Source organism: Streptomyces sp. NPDC086777 (genome assembly GCF_040702065.1).
Taxonomy (GTDB): Bacteria; Actinomycetota; Actinomycetes; order Streptomycetales; family Streptomycetaceae; genus Streptomyces.
The window spans coordinates 291593-309760 of the sequence record NZ_JBFBJI010000003.1 but is presented as its reverse complement, the minus strand read 5'-3'; the positions used below and the strand labels follow the sequence as shown (position 1 = coordinate 309760).

General features: G+C 71.4%; 15 protein-coding genes and 1 tRNA gene. 8 read left to right on the top strand and 8 right to left on the bottom strand.

Going from position 1 to position 18168, the window contains the following annotated elements; genetic code table 11:
* Positions 1–11 precede the first annotated feature (11 nt).
* Both AB0472_RS06370 and AB0472_RS06365 read right to left on the bottom strand, forming a co-directional pair.
* A complete protein-coding gene (locus AB0472_RS06370; RefSeq protein WP_366353863.1) occupies positions 12–671 on the bottom strand; it encodes a response regulator transcription factor in 660 nt (219 codons plus the stop codon).
* Positions 644–1903, bottom strand: coding sequence for a sensor domain-containing protein (locus AB0472_RS06365; RefSeq protein WP_366354069.1), 1260 nt, complete (start codon positions 1901–1903; stop codon positions 644–646). The genes AB0472_RS06370 and AB0472_RS06365 overlap by 28 nt, the downstream gene beginning before the upstream one ends.
* A gap of 199 nt (positions 1904–2102) precedes the next feature.
* On the opposite strand from AB0472_RS06365, the gene AB0472_RS06360 reads away from it, so the two are divergent.
* Together AB0472_RS06360 and AB0472_RS06355 are read left to right on the top strand one after the other, a co-directional pair.
* Positions 2103–2981 carry an ATP-binding cassette domain-containing protein gene (locus AB0472_RS06360; RefSeq protein WP_366353861.1) on the top strand — a complete coding sequence of 293 codons (879 nt, stop codon included), beginning with the start codon at positions 2103–2105 and terminating at the stop codon, positions 2979–2981.
* Positions 2975–5422 carry an ABC transporter permease gene (locus AB0472_RS06355; RefSeq protein ID WP_366353859.1) on the top strand — a complete coding sequence of 816 codons (2448 nt, stop codon included), beginning with the start codon at positions 2975–2977 and terminating at the stop codon, positions 5420–5422. Before AB0472_RS06360 ends, AB0472_RS06355 begins: the two co-directional genes overlap by 7 nt.
* Before the next feature lie 131 nt (positions 5423–5553).
* Here the strand turns inward: AB0472_RS06355 and AB0472_RS06350 are convergent, their stop codons facing one another.
* Positions 5554–6483 carry an NAD(P)H-binding protein gene (locus tag AB0472_RS06350; protein ID WP_366353858.1) on the bottom strand — a complete coding sequence of 310 codons (930 nt, stop codon included), beginning with the start codon at positions 6481–6483 and terminating at the stop codon, positions 5554–5556.
* A 282-nt stretch (positions 6484–6765) separates the two neighbouring features.
* A tRNA-Leu gene (locus tag AB0472_RS06345) sits at positions 6766–6849 on the bottom strand.
* Positions 6850–7268: 419 nt separating this feature from the next.
* On the opposite strand from AB0472_RS06345, the gene AB0472_RS06340 reads away from it, so the two are divergent.
* The 6 genes from AB0472_RS06340 to pknB all read left to right on the top strand — a co-directional run bounded on the left by AB0472_RS06340 (position 7269) and on the right by pknB (position 15437).
* Complete coding sequence (locus tag AB0472_RS06340; protein WP_366353856.1) at positions 7269–8138, top strand: DUF3662 and FHA domain-containing protein; 870 nt, start codon at positions 7269–7271, stop codon at positions 8136–8138.
* A 10-nt stretch (positions 8139–8148) separates the two neighbouring features.
* The gene (locus AB0472_RS06335; protein WP_093500760.1) at positions 8149–8673 is read left to right on the top strand and encodes an FHA domain-containing protein; all 525 of its coding nucleotides are present in this window, start codon (positions 8149–8151) and stop codon (positions 8671–8673) included.
* A 98-nt stretch (positions 8674–8771) separates the two neighbouring features.
* Positions 8772–10331 (top strand): Stp1/IreP family PP2C-type Ser/Thr phosphatase, encoded by a 1560-nt coding sequence (locus tag AB0472_RS06330; protein ID WP_366354067.1) that lies wholly within the window; start codon positions 8772–8774, stop codon positions 10329–10331.
* Between the two features lie 27 nt (positions 10332–10358).
* Complete coding sequence (locus AB0472_RS06325) at positions 10359–11798, top strand: FtsW/RodA/SpoVE family cell cycle protein (protein ID WP_366353854.1); 1440 nt, start codon at positions 10359–10361, stop codon at positions 11796–11798.
* On the top strand, positions 11795–13279 hold the full coding sequence (locus AB0472_RS06320) for a penicillin-binding protein 2 (RefSeq protein WP_366353852.1): 1485 nt from the start codon (positions 11795–11797) through the stop codon (positions 13277–13279). The genes AB0472_RS06325 and AB0472_RS06320 overlap by 4 nt, the downstream gene beginning before the upstream one ends.
* A 169-nt stretch (positions 13280–13448) precedes the next feature.
* Positions 13449–15437 carry a Stk1 family PASTA domain-containing Ser/Thr kinase gene (pknB, locus tag AB0472_RS06315; protein WP_366353851.1) on the top strand — a complete coding sequence of 663 codons (1989 nt, stop codon included), beginning with the start codon at positions 13449–13451 and terminating at the stop codon, positions 15435–15437.
* An 86-nt stretch (positions 15438–15523) separates the two neighbouring features.
* On the opposite strand, the gene AB0472_RS06310 is transcribed toward pknB, so the two are convergent.
* Genes AB0472_RS06310 through AB0472_RS06295 form a run of 4 tightly spaced genes read right to left on the bottom strand, consistent with a single transcriptional unit; the run spans position 15524 to position 18117 of the window.
* A complete protein-coding gene (locus AB0472_RS06310; RefSeq protein WP_366353849.1) occupies positions 15524–16273 on the bottom strand; it encodes a class E sortase in 750 nt (249 codons plus the stop codon).
* Between the two features lie 19 nt (positions 16274–16292).
* Complete coding sequence (locus AB0472_RS06305) at positions 16293–17324, bottom strand: class E sortase (RefSeq protein WP_366353847.1); 1032 nt, start codon at positions 17322–17324, stop codon at positions 16293–16295.
* Positions 17321–17959, bottom strand: a complete 639-nt coding sequence (locus AB0472_RS06300; RefSeq protein WP_366353845.1) for an aminodeoxychorismate/anthranilate synthase component II — start codon at positions 17957–17959, stop codon at positions 17321–17323. The genes AB0472_RS06305 and AB0472_RS06300 overlap by 4 nt, the downstream gene beginning before the upstream one ends.
* Positions 17956–18117 carry a hypothetical protein gene (locus tag AB0472_RS06295; protein ID WP_177233025.1) on the bottom strand — a complete coding sequence of 54 codons (162 nt, stop codon included), beginning with the start codon at positions 18115–18117 and terminating at the stop codon, positions 17956–17958. Before AB0472_RS06295 ends, AB0472_RS06300 begins: the two co-directional genes overlap by 4 nt.
* Between the last annotated feature and the right edge of the window lie 51 nt (positions 18118–18168).

Genomic DNA, 18168 nt, shown 5'->3' with positions numbered 1-18168 from the left:
GGACAGAGACGTCACGCCCTCAGATACGCCAGCACAGCCAGCACCCGCCGGTGGGAATCCTCCGCCGGCGGCAGGTCCAGCTTCGTCAGGATCCCCCCGATGTGCTTCCCCACCGCCGCCTCCGAGACCACCAGTTCGCTCGCGATCGCCCCGTTCGACTTCCCCTCGGCGACCAGCGCGAGCACCTCCCGCTCGCGCGGGGACAGCCGCTCCAGCGGATCCCGGCGCCGGCGCAGCAGTTGCCGTACCACCTCGGGGTCGACCACCGTCCCCCCGTCGGCCACCTCCCCCAACGCCGCGACGAACTCGGCCACCTGCCCCACCCGGTCCTTGAGGAGGTACCCGACGCCCGACCCGTCGCCGGAGTCGAGGAGTTCGGCGACGTAACTGCGCTGCACGTACTGGCTCAGGACCAGGATCGGCAGCGTCGGCCGGGCCGCGCGCAGCCGCACCGCCGCACGCAGCCCCTCGTCCTGGAAGCCCGGCGGCATCCGAACGTCCGTCACGACGACGTCGGGCGCGTGCTCCTCGACGGCCGCGACCAGCGCCTCCGCGTCCCCCACCGCGGCGGCCACCTCGTGACCGAACCGGGCCAGCAGTCCCGCGACCCCCTCCCGCAGCAGTACGCCGTCCTCGGCGAGGACTACGCGCAGAGGTCGGTCGGCTCGCACGGCAACTCCACACGCAGCAGGGTCGGCCCGCCCGGCGGGCTGGACAGGGAGAGTCTGCCATCAAGGACGGACACCCGGTCCGCCAGTCCGGTGAGGCCGCTGCCCGCCCCGGCGTCCGCGCCGCCGCGGCCGTCGTCACGCACCTCCAGGTGCAGCCGGCCGTGCCGGTGCCCGCCGGTCACCTCGGCGCGGCCGGCGCCACTGTGCCGGTCGACGTTGGCGAGCGCCTCGCGCACCACGAAGTACGCCGCCGCCTCGACCGCCTCCGGCAGCCGCACGGGCAGCCGGAAACCCACGTCCACCGGAACGGCCGTTCGATCCGCCGCATCCGCCACCGCCGCCTCCAGGCCGTGGTCGGCCAGCACCTTCGGATGGATCCCGTGCACGATCTCCCGCAGTTCCGCGAGCGCGTCGGCCGCCTCCCGCTGGGCCTTGGCGAGCTGGTCGGCGAGCGGTCCCGGCGGGGCGTCCAGGCGGGCCAGGCCCAGGGTCACCGACAGGGCGACCAGGCGCTGTTGGGCCCCGTCGTGCAGGTCGCGCTCGATACGCCGCCGTTCCGCCTCGAAGGCGTCCACCAGCCGCGCCCGGGACCGCGCCAGTTCGACGACCCTGTCCCCCAACTCGGCCTCGCGCGGCGCGATCAGCATCCGGGTGAGACCGGCCCGCGCACCGGCCGTCACACCCAGCGCATAGCCACCGAGGACCAGCAGCAGCACCCCGGCCAGCGCCATGCCGAAGGCGGCCGGCCAGCCGGTGACCGTCCACGCCTTCAGCACCTTCGCTTCCCGGCCGTCGCCGCCGGCCAGCAGCAACGGGGTGGCGGCCATCGACAGCGGGCAGAACAGCGCGAGCGTCACGGCAAGCGCGTCCACCGGCCACAACAGGCCCACGAACAACAGCGCATGGCCCAGCTCGCGCCAGGTCGCCCGCTCCCGCAACCGGGTCGTGAGCCACGCCCACAGCCCCGGGGCGGACGGCCGGACATGGGGGTCGTAGACCCGTTCCCGGTCGACCAGGCGCAGCCGGTGCCGTTCCAGCGAGGCCACCGGAAGGCCTGCGAGCGCCGTCAGGAGCAGCAGCGGCAGACCGACGAGCACGAGGGCGAGCACGCCGCCGACCGCGACCGCGGCCACCAGCCCCACCAGGAGTACCGCTCCGGTCAGCGCGCCGGTCAGCAGGTAACAGGCGGCCCGCCAGGGCCAGGAGGAGATCAGGAAGCCGGGCCCGGCCATGGCCTGCCAGACGCTGCGGGGACGGGGCTGCATGCGGTCACGGTAGGCGGCGGGCGGGAGGCGCGGCCATCCGTCCAGCCACCGGAGCAGGGGTATGCCTGGCCCTACCCCGGATCTCGGTCCTGCCGCACTGCGCCGCCCAGCCCGTTGACGGTTTCGTGGCCGCACCGCCCTCGACCGAACCGACATGTGAGGCCCCATGGACGCCATCAACCTCCGCTCCGTCAGCAGACGTCACGGCTCCGGCGACCGCGCCGTCACCGCGCTCGACGAGGTCTCCCTGGACTTTCCGCGGGGAACGTTCACCGCCGTCATGGGGCCGTCCGGCTCCGGCAAGTCGACCCTGCTGCAGTGCGCGGCGGGCCTCGACCGGCCGACCTCCGGGTCCGTCCTGCTGGGCGGGACCGAGCTGACCGGGCTGAGCGAGACGAAGCTGACCCTGCTGCGCCGGGAGCGCGTCGGCTTCGTCTTCCAGGCGTTCAACCTGCTGCCCGCGCTCACCGCCGAGCAGAACGTGGCGCTGCCGCTGCGGCTGGCGGGGCGCCGTCCCCCGAGGGGCCGGGTGCGCGAGGTCCTCGACCGGGTCGGACTCGCCGACCGCGCCCGGCACCGGCCGGGCGAGCTGTCCGGCGGGCAGCAGCAGCGCGTCGCACTGGCCCGCGCCCTGATCACCCGCCCCGACGTCCTGTTCGGCGACGAGCCGACCGGCGCTCTGGACTCGCGGGCCGGCCACACGGTGCTGACGCTGCTGCGCGCCATGGTGGACGACGAGGGCCGGACGACCGTCATGGTCACCCACGATCCGGTCGCCGCCTCCTACGCCGATCGCGTCGTCTTCCTCGTCGACGGCCGGGTCGGCGGCGAGCTGACCGGCGCTCCGGCCGCCGAGATCGCCACGCACCTGACCGTGCTGGAGGCCCGGACGTCCGGACCGGAGACCCGGCCCCCCAAACCGGAAACCAGGCCGTCCGGGCCGAATCCCCGACCCCCCGAAACGGAAACCGGGTCCTCCGAGCCGAAGCCCCGGCCCGGCAGGCCGGAAACCAGGTCGTCCGAGCCGGCGGTCCCGCCGTGCTGAGCGTCACCCTGCACGCGCTGCGCACCCGCCTAGTCACCTTCGCCGGCAGCTTCGTCGCCCTCGCACTGGGCGTGGCTCTGGTCACCGTGACGGGCCTGGCGCTCGCCTCCTCGCTGGACGCGCCGCGACGCGTCCCGGAGCGGTTCGCCGCCGCCCCGGTCGTCGTCAGGGGAGCCGACACCCTGCGCGTCCCGACCTCGATCGGCACCCGCACCCAGCCGCTCGCCCAGCCGCGTGCCGTACCCGCCGCCGCCGTCGCCGAGTTGAGGAGGCTCGGCAGGGTCACCTTCGACCGCACCTTCGCCGTGCGCGCGGAGAACGGGCCCGGCGATCTCGTCGGGCACCCCTGGTCGGTCGCCGCCTTCGCACCGTACGGGATCGCCTCGGGCCGGACGCCGCACACCGCCCGCGAGGTCGTCGTCACCGGGACCTGGGCGCGGCCCGGCCGCACCCTCCGCACGGATCACGGCAGCGTCACCGTCGTCGGCACGGTCGCCGACCGCGGCTTCGAGCACGCCGTCTTCTACACCGACGCGCGGGCGGCGCGACTGGCGCCCCACAGCGTCCAGTTGGTCGTCGCCGCGCGTCCGGCGGCCGTACGGAGCGCGGTGCGGGGCCTCCCGGGCGTGCAGGTCCTCACCGGCGACGGCCGCCGTCTCGCCGACCCGGACCCGGACCGCGACCGTGCCACGCTGACCGCGCTGAACGCGCTGTTCGGCACTGCGGGCGGGGTCTCCGCCTTCGTGTCGGTCTTCGTGGTGGCGTCCACCTTCGCCTTCGCGGTCGGCCGACGCCGCCGCGAGTTCGGCCTGCTGCGCACCGCCGGGGCGACACCCGGGCAGCTCCGCAGGTCGGTGCTGGCCGAGGCGCTGGTGGTCGGGTTGCCCGCCTCGGCGGTGGGCTGCGTGCTCGGCGGGTACGGGGCGCCGCGCCTCGCCCGCCGGACCGTCGACGGCGGGCTCGCCCCGAGCTGGTTCCGGATCGGCGACCACGCGTGGCCGTACTGCGCGGCCTTCTCGACCGGACTGTTCGTCGCCCTGCTGGGCGCGGCCGCGGCGGCCTGGCAGGCGGGCCGGACCGGGCCGACGGAGGCGTTGCGCGAGGTGGACATCGACAGCAGGCCCATGACGTGGGGACGGTGGCTGTGCGGTGCGGGCCTGTTGCCGGCGGCGGCCGTACCGCTGCTGTTCGGCGACCCCGGCGGCCTGCTGCACCGCAAGACCTATGTGAGCGGTCCGATGGTGCTCATCACGGCGGTCGCCGTGCTCTCGCCCGTCCTGGTCCGCCCGCTGGTCCGGCTGCTCACCTCGGCCCCGGTCCGGCTCTCCGGCGCCACCGGCCTGCTGGTGCGCGAGCACGCGGCCGCCGCGGTGCGCCGCACGTCCGCCGTCGCGGCGCCCGTGCTCGTGACCGTCGCCCTCACCGGCTCGCTGCTCGGCGCCGCCGCGACCCTGAACGCGGCCCGCACCGCCGAGACCGGCGACCGGACCACCGCGGCCTTCGTCCTCACGGCCCCCGACGACACCGGGTTCGACCGGGCGACGCTCCGCGCGGTGCGCGCGGTGCCGGGCACCGAGGTGTCGGCGACCTCGGCGAGCACGGTGTACACGCTGGAGGACGGGGTCGCCCTGGCCAGGTCCCAGGCCCGGGCCGCCGACCCGGCCGCGCTGGCGGCCACCTCCCGTCTCCCGCTCGCCTCCGGCCGCACCACGGGCCTCGACGACCGCTCGATCATCGTGAACGAGGAGTGGGAACGGCACGCCGTCGGGCAGCGGGTCCGGGTGTGGCTGGGCGACGGCACCTCGAAGACGTTGCGCATCGCGGCCGTACTGCGGACCGGGACCGGCGACAACGGCGTTTACGTGACCCCGGCCAACGCCCCGGGCGCGGCCGTCGACCGGGTCGACGTGGCCCTCCGGGACGGCGCGGACCCGGGTGCGGTCGCCACCAGGCTGCGGGAGGCGGTCCGGGCGGGCGGCGGACGGGTGCTCACCGCGGAGCAGTGGGTCGCGGCCACCTCCCCGCGGACCGACCGGACCACCCGGCTCGGCTTCCTCCTGGTCCTCGGTCTCGCGCTGCTGTACACCGCGATCTCCCTGGTCAACACCATGGTGATGGCCACCGCCGGCCGCGAGCGCGAACGGGCCGCGCTGCGGCTCGCGGGGGCCACCCGGGCGCAGGTGCTGCGGCTGGCCGGCGTCGAGGCGCTGGCGGTGGTCGCGGTCGGGGCGCTGCTGGGGCTGCTCGTCGCGGTGCTCGAACTGGCGGGAATGTGGCGGGCCCTGCGCCTGCTGTCGGCGCCGGCCACACTCCGGCTGCCGTGGGCGGCCATGGGAGCGGCGGCCGGAGCCTGCGCGCTCCTCGCCGCGGCCGCCGCCGTCGCCACCGCGTGGCCCGCCCTGCGGCGGGGGTCGGCGAAGCTCGCGGGGACACCGGAGTGAGCCGCCCCGACCGCGACGTCTGCCGGGCCGCGGCCGCCCTCGGCGGGACGCCCGCCGGTCCGTCGATGCGGTGGCCCACCGGGCCGCGGCCGTCGTCGGCGGGTCCCCAGCGGTCCGGACCGCAAGCGGCTTCAGCGGCGGAACGACCCGGCGTTGCCGCGGACGAAATCGCCGACTCCCGCGGCGGGCCGCCCGGTGACCTCGGTCATGCCGTCCGCCTGGCGGTCGTAGCGGCCGGCGGCGTGCAGCCGGGCCATGGTGGAGATGTGCTGGAAGACGTGGTCCGGCAGCCCCAGCGCTGTGAGGTCGTGGTCGAGCCATTCCTGCAGCGGGACCTCGGTGCAGCCGACCGTGCGGTGCAGGGCGTCGGAGATCTCCGCGGCCAGGGCGGCGGCGTCCTGGGACCGGGGACCGGTCAGCTCGTAGGTCCGGCCGATGTGCCGGGCCGGATCGGCCAGGATCTCCTCGACGACCGCGGCGACGTCACCGGCGGCGATCGGGGAGGTCTTCGCGCTGCCGAAGGGCCACCGGAGGGTGCCGTCCGCGGCGGCCGACGAAAGCAGCGTCAGGAAGAGCGGGTTCTCCATGAAGACGGTGGGCCTGACCTCGACCACGGGCAGGCCCGACCAGCCGAGCACCTGCTCGACCAGCCACTGCTGACGGTGCTGATGCGACTCGGAGCCGCTGGTGGCGTCCATCTCGGAGACGGTCAGCTGCGACATGTTCACGAACACCTCCAGCCCTCCGTAGGCACGCGCGACCGTGGCCGTGGTCACCGCGGCCGACAGGTACTCCGCCGAGACGGCCATGCCGAAGTACATCCGCCCGCAGCCGTCGAGGGCGTCGGCGACGTCACGGGCACGCGTCAGGTCCCCGACCACGACCTCGGCCCCCGTCGCGCGCAGCGCCTGGGCACGGTCGTCGTCCCGGTGCACCAGAGCACGGACCGGGAGGCCCCGGCGCCGCAACCCCTGGACGACCGTCCTGCCGACGGCCCCGACGCTGCCCGCCGCACCGGTGACCAGAATGGGCCGCAGGCCGGCTTCCGCCCTGTAGTCCATGGGGGCAGCCTGCGACCGGCCCGACCGGGTCGCAACCGGGGGTGGGATCCGCCCCGGGCCCCGAGCCGCACCCGGACTCCGAGCCCGTACCCGGGGCCGCTCCTCGGCCCGCCCCGGACCTGCCCGTGAGATAGCTCACGGGTGCGACCGTCACGTGCCTGCCGAGGCCGTGCGATGCCTCACAGCCGACGGACCGCCACCGGCGCGCACGGGACAACCAGAAACGGGCCTCCACCGTGACTTCCGTCACCGGCGGAGACCCGTCTCATCGGTATCTCTCTGTGCGCGAGGGGGGAGTTGAACCCCCACGCCCTTGCGGGCACTGGAACCTGAATCCAGCGCGTCTGCCTATTCCGCCACCCGCGCATTGGGTGTGTCTTCCGGTCTCAGCCCCGTTGTTTCCTTCGGGTTGGCGCCTTCCGACATCGAGAACACTAGCACGTGGGACAGGGTGGGTTCACATCCCTTATCCAGGGGCAGCGCTCACCTGGTGACCACGTACCGGGCAGTCTGCGGCCACGTATCAACCTCGTACCGGTCCAGCCCATCTGTCCAGGAGACGGATCGGGTCCACAGTCGGGTGCGGGACACTGGTCGTGGGCCACCTCTACGATCCATGGCAGAACGAGCGCCGATCCCGGGCAGGAGAAGCACGGGGAAGCGCGCCGAAGAGTTCGAAGGGGGGCCGCTGGGGGAACCGGCTGATTGCCGGGCGCGTAGATACGATCAGTGAGCGGTAACGGCAACGGCAGGCAGTAAGGGCAAGGCGACAGAGGAGGTGCCCTGTGGGAGTCCTGAAGAAGTTCGAGCAGCGTCTCGAAGGTCTGGTCAACGGCACCTTCGCGAAGGTGTTCAAGTCCGAGGTCCAGCCCGTGGAGATCGCCGGCGCGCTGCAGCGCGAGTGCGACAACAACGCGACCATCTGGAACCGGGACCGGACCGTCGTACCCAACGACTTCATCGTGGAGCTGAGCGCGCCGGACTTCGAGCGGCTCAGCCCCTACTCCGGGCAGCTCGGCGACGAGCTCGCCGGGATGGTCCGCGACTACGCCAAGCAGCAGCGCTACACGTTCATGGGGCCGATCAAGGTCAACCTGGAGAAGGCCGACGACCTCGACACCGGCCTGTACCGGGTGCGCAGCCGCACGCTGGCCTCCTCCAGCAACCAGCAGGCCTCCGAGCGCGCCCCCGCGGGCGGCGCCCCGCAGCGCCCCGGCGGCTACGGCTACCCGCAGCAGAGCGCCGCCGCCCCGCCGATGCCGAGCGCACCGCCGCCCGGCGCCCGCCCCGGCGGCTACGGATACCCGCAGCCGACCCAGCCGGCCGCCCAGCGGCCGCCCTCGGGTCCCGTCGGCGCCCCGGCGCCCGGCGCCCGCACTCGCTACTGGATCGAGATCAACGGCACCCGCCATCAGATCTCCCGCGCGACGCTCGTGCTGGGCCGCAGCACCGAGGCCGACGTGCGGATCGACGACCCCGGCGTCTCCCGCCGGCACTGCGAGATCCGGACCGGTTCGCCCTCGACGATCCAGGATCTCGGGTCCACCAACGGCATCGTGGTGGACGGGCAGCACACCACCCGCGCTACGCTCCGCGACGGCTCGCGGATCGTCGTGGGCAGCACCACCATCATTTACCGGCAAGCCGAAGGGTGAAGCGGGGGCAATGTCAGAGCTGACCCTCACGGTCATGCGGCTGGGTTTCCTGGCCGTACTGTGGCTGTTCGTGATCGTGGCCGTGCAGGTCATCCGCAGCGACCTGTTCGGTACGCGCGTCACCCAGCGCGGATCGCGTAGGGAAGAAGGCCGCCGGCAGCAGCCCGCCGCCCGGCAGCAGGCCGCGCCCCCGCAGCAGCGTGGCCAGCAGCCCGCGGCCGGCGGCCGGCAGCGCCGTAACGCCCCCACCAAGCTGGTCGTCTCCGAGGGCACCCTCACCGGTACGACGGTCGCGCTCCAGGGCCAGACCATCACCCTGGGCCGCGCCCACGACTCGACGATCGTGCTGGACGACGACTACGCCTCCAGCCGTCATGCCAGGATCTACCCGGACCGCGACGGTCAGTGGATCGTCGAGGACCTCGGCTCGACCAACGGCACCTACCTGGACCGGTCCCGGCTGACGACTCCCACGCCGATCCCGCTGGGCGCGCCGATCCGCATCGGCAAAACCGTCATCGAGCTGCGGAAGTAGTGCTACATCATGGATAGGCGCGAGCGGAGCGAGCACGCAGCGGCGGACCGGACGCCGGTCCCCGGCGCGCTCCCGACCGGAGGGTGGGCACCGTGCGGATGTACCCGGAGCCGACGGGCGAGGTGCGCATGAGTCTGTCACTGCGCTTCGCCGCCGGATCGCACAAAGGCATGATCCGGGAGGGCAACGAGGACTCCGGTTACGCCGGTCCCCGCCTGCTCGCCATCGCCGACGGCATGGGCGGCCAGGCCGCGGGCGAGGTCGCCTCCTCCGAGGTGATCTCCACGCTGGTCACGCTCGACGACGACGTGCCCGGCTCCGACATCCTCACCTCCCTCGGCCACGCCGTGCAGCGCGCCAACGACCAGCTGCGCGCCATGGTCGAGGAGGACCCGCAGCTGGAGGGCATGGGGACCACCCTGACCGCCCTGCTGTGGACCGGACAGCGGCTCGGTCTCGTGCACGTCGGCGACTCCCGCGCGTACCTGCTCCGGGACGGCGTGCTCACGCAGATCACCCAGGACCACACCTGGGTGCAGCGCCTCGTCGACGAGGGCCGGATCACCGAGGAGGAGGCCACCACCCACCCGCAGCGCTCGCTGCTGATGCGCGCGCTCGGCAGCGGCGACCACGTCGAGCCGGACCTCTCGATCCGCGAGGTGCGCGCGGGTGACCGGTATCTCATCTGCTCCGACGGGCTCTCCGGGGTCGTCTCCCACCAGACCCTGGAGGAGACCCTCGCCAGCTACCAGGGCCCGCAGGAGACCGTGCAGGAGCTGATCCAGCTCGCGCTGCGCGGCGGCGGCCCCGACAACATCACGGTCATCATCGCGGACGTCCTCGACCTGGACACCGGTGACACCCTCGCGGCCCAGCTCTCCGACACCCCGGTCGTGGTCGGCGCGGTCGCCGAGAACCAGCACCACCTGCACGACAACGGCTACATGCAGACCCCGGCGGGCCGCGCCGCCAACCTCGGCCGGCAGGGCCACGGCGGGGGCGGCGAGTTCGGCCCGCCCGGCTCCGGCGACACCACCGGCTACGTCCCCACCGACAGCTTCGGCGGCTACACCGACGACGACTTCGTCAAGCCCCGCAAGGGCCGCAGGTGGCTGAAGAGATCCTTCTTCAGCGTGCTCGCCCTCGCCGTGATCGGCGGGGGCCTGTACGGCGGCTACCGCTGGACGCAGACGCAGTACTACGTCGGCGCCAACGGCGAGCACGTCGCGCTCTACCAGGGCATCAGCCAGGACCTGGCCTGGGTCTCGCTGTCGAAGGTGGAGACGGACCACCCCGAGATCGAACTCAAGTACCTGCCGCCGTACCAGCAGAAGCAGGTCAAGGCGACCATCGCCGAGGGCGGCCTCAGGGACGCCCGGTCGAAGGTCCAGGAGCTGGCCGTGCAGGCCTCCGCCTGCAAGAAGGAGTCGGAGCGCACCGCCGCCGAGTCCAAGACCGGCTCCAAGACCGGCCAGGGCGAGGCCGGCGGCACCACGGGAACCACCAAGACCTCTCTCACGTCCAAGGCATCGCCAAGCCCATCGAACTCGGCGTCCTCCACGGCGTCACAGTCCCCGTCCCCCTCAGCGACCCCCAGCCCCGGCCCCACCCTCTCGGAGGATGAGCAGAAGGTCGTCTCGCTGTGCGGTAAGCAGTAGGCAAGCCGTGAGAGGCCCTGTCACACGATGAGTAGTTCCACCAACAGCTCGACGCATCACACGTCCACGATCGGTGCCATCGGCGCACCCAGCCGGCGCAACACCGAGCTGGCGCTGCTGGTGTTCGCCGTCGTCATCCCGGTGTTCGCCTACGCCAACGTGGGCCTGGCCATCAACGACAAGGTGCCGGCCGGCCTGCTCAGCTACGGTCTCGGCCTGGGGCTGCTCGCCGGCGTCGCCCACCTCGCCGTACGCCGGTTCGCGCCGTACGCGGACCCGCTGCTGCTGCCGCTGGCCACGCTCCTCAACGGCCTCGGGCTCGTCGTCATCTGGCGGCTCGACCAGTCCAAGCTGCTGCAGTCCATCAAGCAGGCGGGCACGGCGGCTCCCCGCCAGCTGATGTACACCGCGATGGGCATCGCGCTGTTCATCGTGGTGCTGATCTTCCTCAAGGACCACCGCGTCCTGCAGCGCTACACGTACATCTCCATGGTCGGCGCGCTGGCCCTGCTGCTGCTGCCGCTGGTGCCGGGCCTCGGCGCCAACATCTACGGCGCGAAGATCTGGATCTCGGTCGCCGGGTTCTCCATCCAGCCCGGTGAGTTCGCCAAGATCGTCCTGGCGATCTTCTTCGCCGGCTACCTGATGGTGAAGCGCGACGCGCTCGCCCTGGCCAGCCGCCGCTTCATCGGCCTCTACCTGCCCCGCGGCCGCGACCTCGGCCCGATCCTGGTCGTCTGGTTCATCTCGATCCTGATCCTGGTCTTCGAGACCGACCTCGGCACCTCGCTGCTGTTCTTCGGCATGTTCGTCATCATGCTGTACGTCGCCACCGAGCGGACCAGCTGGATCGTCTTCGGTCTGCTGATGTCCGCGGTCGGCGCCGTCGGTGTCGCGAGCTTCGAACCGCACGTCCAGCAGCGTGTCCAGGCCTGGCTCAGCCCGATGAACGAGTACAAGCTGAGCCAGCAGGGCGTGGTCGGCCACTCCGAGCAGTCGATGCAGGCGCTGTGGGCCTTCGGCTCCGGCGGCACCCTCGGCACCGGCCTCGGCCAGGGCCACTCGGACCTGATCCGGTTCGCCGCCAACTCCGACTTCGTCCTCGCCACCTTCGGCGAGGAGCTCGGCCTGGCCGGCATCATGGCGATCCTGCTGATCTACGGCCTGATCGTGGAGCGCGGCGTGCGCACCGCCCTCGCCGCCCGCGACCCCTTCGGCAAGCTGCTGGCCGTCGGCCTCTCCGGCGCGATGGCCCTCCAGGTCTTCGTCGTCGCGGGCGGTGTGATGGGCCTGATCCCGCTGACCGGTATGACGATGCCGTTCCTGGCGTACGGCGGTTCCTCCGTCATCGCCAACTGGGCGCTCATCGGCATCCTCATCAGAATCAGCGACACCGCACGGCGCCCGGCGCCCGCCCCCGTCAGCAACCCCGATGCCGAGATGACCCAGGTGGTCCGCCCGTCATGAACAAGCCCCTGCGCCGAATCGCGATCTTCTGCGGCCTGCTCGTCCTCACCCTGCTGCTGCGCGACAACTGGCTCCAGTACGTCAAGGCCGACACCCTGCGCGAGGACACCGCCAACCGCCGGGTCACCATCGCCCGCTACTCCACCCCGCGCGGCGACATCATCGTCGACGGCAACCCGATCACCGGCTCCACGGCGACCAACTCCTCAGGGCTCAACGACCTGAAGTACAAGCGCACGTACAAGAACGGCCCCATGTGGGCCCCGGTCACCGGCTTCGCCTCCCAGGCCTTCGGCGCCAACCTGATGGAGTCCGTCGAGGACGGCATCCTCACCGGCAACGACGACCGGCTCTTCTTCCGCAACACCCTCGACATGATCACGGGCAAGCAGAAGCAGGGCGGCAACGTCGTCACCACCCTCAGCGCGGCCGCGCAGAAAGCCGCGTACAGCGGTCTGAAGGCACAGGGCGGCAAGGGCGCGGTCGTCGCGCTCGAGCCCTCCACGGGCAAGATCCTGGCCCTCGCCTCCTACCCGTCGTACGACCCCTCCAGCTTCGCCGGCGCCTCGGACACCGACGCCCAGTCCTGGAAGAAGCTGCAGAAGAAATACAACCCGAACGACCCGATGCTGAACCGGGCGCTGCGCGAGACCTACCCGCCGGGCTCCACGTTCAAGGTCGTCACGGCCGCCGCCGCCCTGGAGAACGGGCTCTACAAGACGGCCGACGAGAACACCGACTCCCCGCTGCCCTACGTCATGCCCGGCACCACCACCGAGCTGAAGAACGAGGGCAACATCCCCTGCAAGAACGCGACCATGCGGAACGCGCTCAAGTTCTCCTGCAACACCGTCTTCGGCAAGATCGGCGCCGACCTCGGCAACGACAAGATGCTCGCCGAGGCCAAGAAGTTCGGTTTCGACGCCGAGCAGTTCACCCCGGTCCGCTCCAGCGCCTCGGTCTTCTCCGACGGCATGAACCAGTCGCAGACCGCGCTGTCCTCGATCGGCCAGTACAACACCGCCGCGACCCCGCTGCAGATGGCCATGGTCGCCTCCGCGGTCGCCAACGACGGCAAGCTGATGAAGCCGTACATGGTCGACAAGCTGCAGTCGTCGAACCTCGACACCGTCGCCCAGACCGAGCCCGAGGAGATGAGCCAGCCGCTGTCGTCGGCCAACGCCCAGATCCTCCAGTCGATGATGGAGACTGTCGTCAAGGAGGGCACCGGTACGAACGCCCAGATCAACGGCATCACCGTGGGTGGCAAGACCGGTACCGCCCAGCACGGCGTGGAGAACAGCGAGAACCCCTACGCCTGGTTCATCTCGTACGCCAAGCTTCCCGACGGCAGCAAGCCCGTCGCCGTCGCCGTGGTGATCGAGGACGACCAGGCCAACCGTGACGACATCTCCGGCGGCGGCCTGGCGGCCCCGATCGCGAAGAGCGTGATGGAGGCGGTCATCAACAGCAAGAAGTGACCCCGCTCACGTCCCCTTCACATCGGTGCACGTTGACATACCGGTCCTGTATCGGGTTACGGGCTTGGCCAGGTCACACAAACACAGCCGGGTACGGTAGGCCCGGACGGCAGCCTCCGACCGCACACCCGTGCCGGTCGGGACCGACGGAGAGGGCTGGTAGGGAACTATGGAAGAGCCGCGTCGCCTCGGCGGCCGGTACGAGCTGGGCCACGTGCTCGGCCGTGGTGGCATGGCGGAGGTCTACCTCGCCCATGACACGCGGCTCGGCCGCACGGTGGCGGTGAAGACGCTGCGCGCGGACCTCGCGCGCGACCCGTCCTTCCAGGCCCGGTTCCGCCGGGAGGCCCAGTCGGCCGCCTCGCTCAACCATCCCGCGATCGTCGCGGTCTACGACACGGGCGAGGACTACATCGACGGGGTCTCGATCCCGTACATCGTGATGGAGTACGTGGACGGCTCGACGCTGCGCGAGCTCCTGCACTCCGGCCGCAAGCTGCTGCCCGAGCGCGCCATGGAGATGACCATCGGCATCCTCCAGGGCCTGGAGTACGCGCACCGCAGCGGCATCGTCCACCGTGACATCAAGCCGGCGAACGTCATGCTGACGCGCAACGGCCAGGTCAAGGTCATGGACTTCGGCATCGCCCGCGCCATGGGCGACGCCGGCATGACCATGACCCAGACGGCGGCCGTCATCGGCACCGCCCAGTACCTCTCCCCGGAGCAGGCCAAGGGCGAGCAGGTCGACGCCCGCTCGGACCTCTACTCGACGGGTTGCCTCCTCTACGAGCTGCTGACGGTCCGGCCGCCCTTCGTCGGCGACAGCCCGGTGGCCGTCGCCTACCAGCACGTCCGCGAGGAACCGCAGCCCCCGTCGGTCTTCGACCCCGAGATCACGCCCGAGATGGACGCCATCGTCCTGAAGGCCCTGGTCAAGGACCCGAACTACCGGTACCAGTCGGCCGACGAGATGCGTGCCGACATCGAGGCGTGCCTGGACGGCCAGCCGGTCGCGGCCACCGCGGCCATGGGCTCCGTCGGCTACGGCGGCTACCCGGACGACATGCCGACCACGGCCATGCGCTCCGACGCCGGTGCCACCACCATGCTCCCCCCGATGAACCCGGACGACGGCGGCTACGGCTACGACGAGCGCCCGGACCGCCGCCGCCAGCAGAAGAAGAACAACACGTCCACGATCCTGCTCGTGGTCGCGGGCATCCTCGTGCTGGTGGGCTCGATCCTGATCGGGAAATGGGTGGTCAGCGGGGGCGGGTCGGACAAGCCCTTCGCCGCCCCGAACTTCGTCGGCCAGACCTACGCGGACGCGCAGAAGATGGCCGACAACTCGGGCCTGAAGCTGGGCACCCCGACCCGGAAGACCTGCAACAACGCGCCCAAGGGCAGCGTCTGCTCCCAGGACCCGACAGCGGGCTCGGACGTCAACAAGGGCGACACGGTCAACCTGGTGGTGTCGACGGGCGCGCCGAAGGTGGTCGTACCGAGCGTCGTCGGCCAGAACATCGACGACGCCAAGACGACCCTCACGGGCGACAAGTACAAGTTCGTCGTCAAGACGAAGCAGCGGGTCTCCGGTGAGGACCCGGACACGGTCCTGGAGCAGAACCCGCCCCTCGGCGCGGAGGTGGAGAAGGGCACCACGATCACCCTCACCGTCGCCAAGGCCGAGGAGAAGTCCACGGTCCCGGACGTCACCGGGCAGACCTGCGACGCGGCCAAGGCGCAGATGACGGCCAACAACCTGACCGGCAACTGCACCGAGGTGCCCACCACCGACCCCAACCAGGTCGACAAGGTCATCTCGACCGACCCGCAGGCCAACACCCAGGTCAAGAAGAACTCCACGGTGAACATCCAGATCGGCAAGGCCCAGCAGCAGTCGGCCGTGCCGAGCGTCCTGGGCCAGACCGTGAAGCAGGCCAGGCAGACCCTGCAGGCGGCCGGCTTCACCAACATCCAGTTCAACGGGGACTCCAGCGACAACGCCCTCGTCACCAACCAGAACCCGCCGGCGAACACCCAGGTCAACGATCCCGGCAGCACGCAGATCACGCTGACCACGGTGAGCACCGGCAACGGCAACAACGGTGGGAACAACGGCGGTACCAACTTCTTCGGCGGTACCTTCGGCTGACGCTCCCGCGTGTGACAGCAATGGGCCCCTGCCGGGGAATCACCGGCAGGGGCCCATTCGTACGACCGGGAACCCGATCAGGTCCGTCAGCGCAGTTCCCTCGGGGGCGTCCGCTCGCTGTCGACCTTCTGCACGCGGACCAGTTCGCCCCACACCACGTAGCGGTAGCGGCTCGTGTAGACCGGCGTGCAGGTCGTCAGGGTGATGTAGTGGCCCGGCTTGGTCCTGCCGGACTCCTTGGGGATCTGGGAGAGGACCTTGACGTTGTACTTCGAGGTCTCGGGGAGGATGTCGTAGACCTTGTAGACGTACCAGTCGTCGCGGGTCTCGAAGACGACCGGGTCGCCGACCTTCACCTTGTCGATGTTGTGGAACTTGGCACCGTGGCCGTCGCGGTGGGCGGCGAGGGTGAAGTTGCCGGTCTTGCCCGTGGTGGGGAGCACGGCCTTGGCCGGGTCCGTGTAGTAGCCGGCCACGCCGTTGTTCAGGACGTCCGTCGACGTACCCTTCTCGACGAGGACCTCGCCGTTCTTCATCGACGGCACGTGCAGGAAGCCGATGCCGTTCTTCGTGTCCAGCGCGCCGGGACCGGTGTCCTGATGGGCCCAGGTCTCCCGGACCTTGTCACCCGCCCGGTCGGCCTTGCGGTCCGCTATCACGTTCGTCCACCACAGCGAGTAGACGACGAACAGGCCGAGCACCAGGCCCGCCGTGATGAGGAGTTCACCGAAGACGCTGACCGCCATGGCGATCCGGCCGATCGGCCGGCGGCGTGCGGCGGGCGCCGCGTCCGGCGCGTCGGTCTGTTCTTCGGTGTCGTCGGTGGTCGCTGCCACGGTTCCTGTGCCTCTGCCCTTACTCGACGAGCGCGTCCGGCTTGCCCTTGCTGCGCGGGCGTTCCTCGACCATCTTGCCCCAGACGATCAACCGGTACTTGCTGGTGAACTCCGGTGTGCAGGTGGTGAGTGTGATGTACCGGCCCGGCTGGGTGAATCCCGAGCCCTTCGGCACCGGGTCCAGCACGCTCACGTTGCTCGGCGACGTCACCGGCAGCATCGACGTCACCTTGTACACGTAGTACTCGTCCTGCGTCTCGACGACGACCGCGTCTCCGGCCGCCAGCCTGTTGATGTAACGGAACGGCTCACCGTGCGTGTTGCGGTGCGCGGCCAGCCCGAAGTTGCCGGTCTTGTCCTGCGGCATCGCGGTCTTCAGCGCACCCTCGCCGTAGTGGCCGACCATCCCCTTGTCGAGGACCTTCTTGTTGCTGACGCCCTCGGCGATCGGCGCGACCACGTCCAGCTTGGGGATGTGCAGGATGGCGAAGCCCTGCCCGGGCGCGAACACACCGGGTGCGCGCTTGCCGCTCGCCCAGTCCTTCTGCAGGCTGCTGGCCTCGCTGCCGGCCTGCGCGTGGGCACGGACGTTCGTCCACCACAGCTGGTACGTGACGAACAGCAGCATCAGCACGCCGGTGGTGATGAACACCTCGCCTATCGCCCGGCTCGCCATGACGGCAGGGCTGGGCTTGCGCAGCCGCTGCTGCCGACGGGCCTCGACCCGGGAGAGCGGCCGCCCCGGCGCGGCGCCCGGCGCGGCGTTCTCCGGCAGCGCGGTCTCCGGTGCGCCGCCGTGCCGCCCGCCGCGCCGCTTGGCGGCCTTTCTGCGGGCCGCTCGGCCGCCTCCTGGGGTTCCGGTGCCCGCAGAGGCTGCTGTGCCCGCAGACGCCGATATGGGCGGCGGATCGGGGATCCGCAGCGCGACGGTCTCCTCGTCGATCGGCGGGAGGTGCGGCAGAATCGCCGTCTCCCCGAGCGCGCCCGGCCCCTCGTACGGCTGATCCCCGTACGAGGCACCGGTCTCGCGCTCGGGGCGCAGCGCGGTCACGCCGTGGCCCTGCCCACCACCGGGGCGAGCCCCGCCGACCTGGCCACGGCCTCCTGGTCACCGCACTCCACCAGCCAGTTGGCCAGCATCCGGTGCCCGTGCTCGGTCAGCACCGACTCGGGGTGGAACTGGACGCCCTCCACCGGGAGTTCACGGTGCCTCAGCCCCATGATGATCCCGTCGTGGGTGCGGGCCGTCACCTCCAGCTCGGCCGGCACCGTCGCCGGCTCGGCGGCCAGCGAGTGGTAGCGGGTCGCGGTGAAGGGCGAGGGCAGGCCCGCGAAGACGCCTTTGCCGCCGTGCTCGACCAGCGAGGTCTTGCCGTGCAGCAGCTCCGGCGCCCGGTCCACCACACCGCCGTACGCCACCTGCATCGACTGCATGCCGAGGCAGACGCCGAAGACCGGGACGCCGGTCGCGGCGCAGTGCCGGACCATGTCCACGCAGACGCCCGCTTCCTCCGGCGTCCCGGGACCGGGCGAGAGCAGTACCCCGTCGAACCCGTCCTGGGCGTGCGCCGTCGACACCTCGTCGTTGCGCAGCACCTCGCACTCGGCGCCCAGCTGGTACAGGTACTGGACCAGGTTGAAGACGAAGCTGTCGTAGTTGTCGACGACGAGAATCCGCGCGCTCACTGGTTGTCCACCGTCACATCGTTGAAGGGCAGCAGCGGTTCGGCCCAGGGGAAGACGTACTGGAAGAGGACATAGACCACGGCCAGGGCCAGCAGGAGTGAGATCAGCGCCTTCACCCACGCGTTGCCCGGCAGATGCCGCCAGATCCAGCCGTACATGCCGTCCCTTCCGTTCCACCACGGCACCAGAATCCCGCCGTACTGCACCAG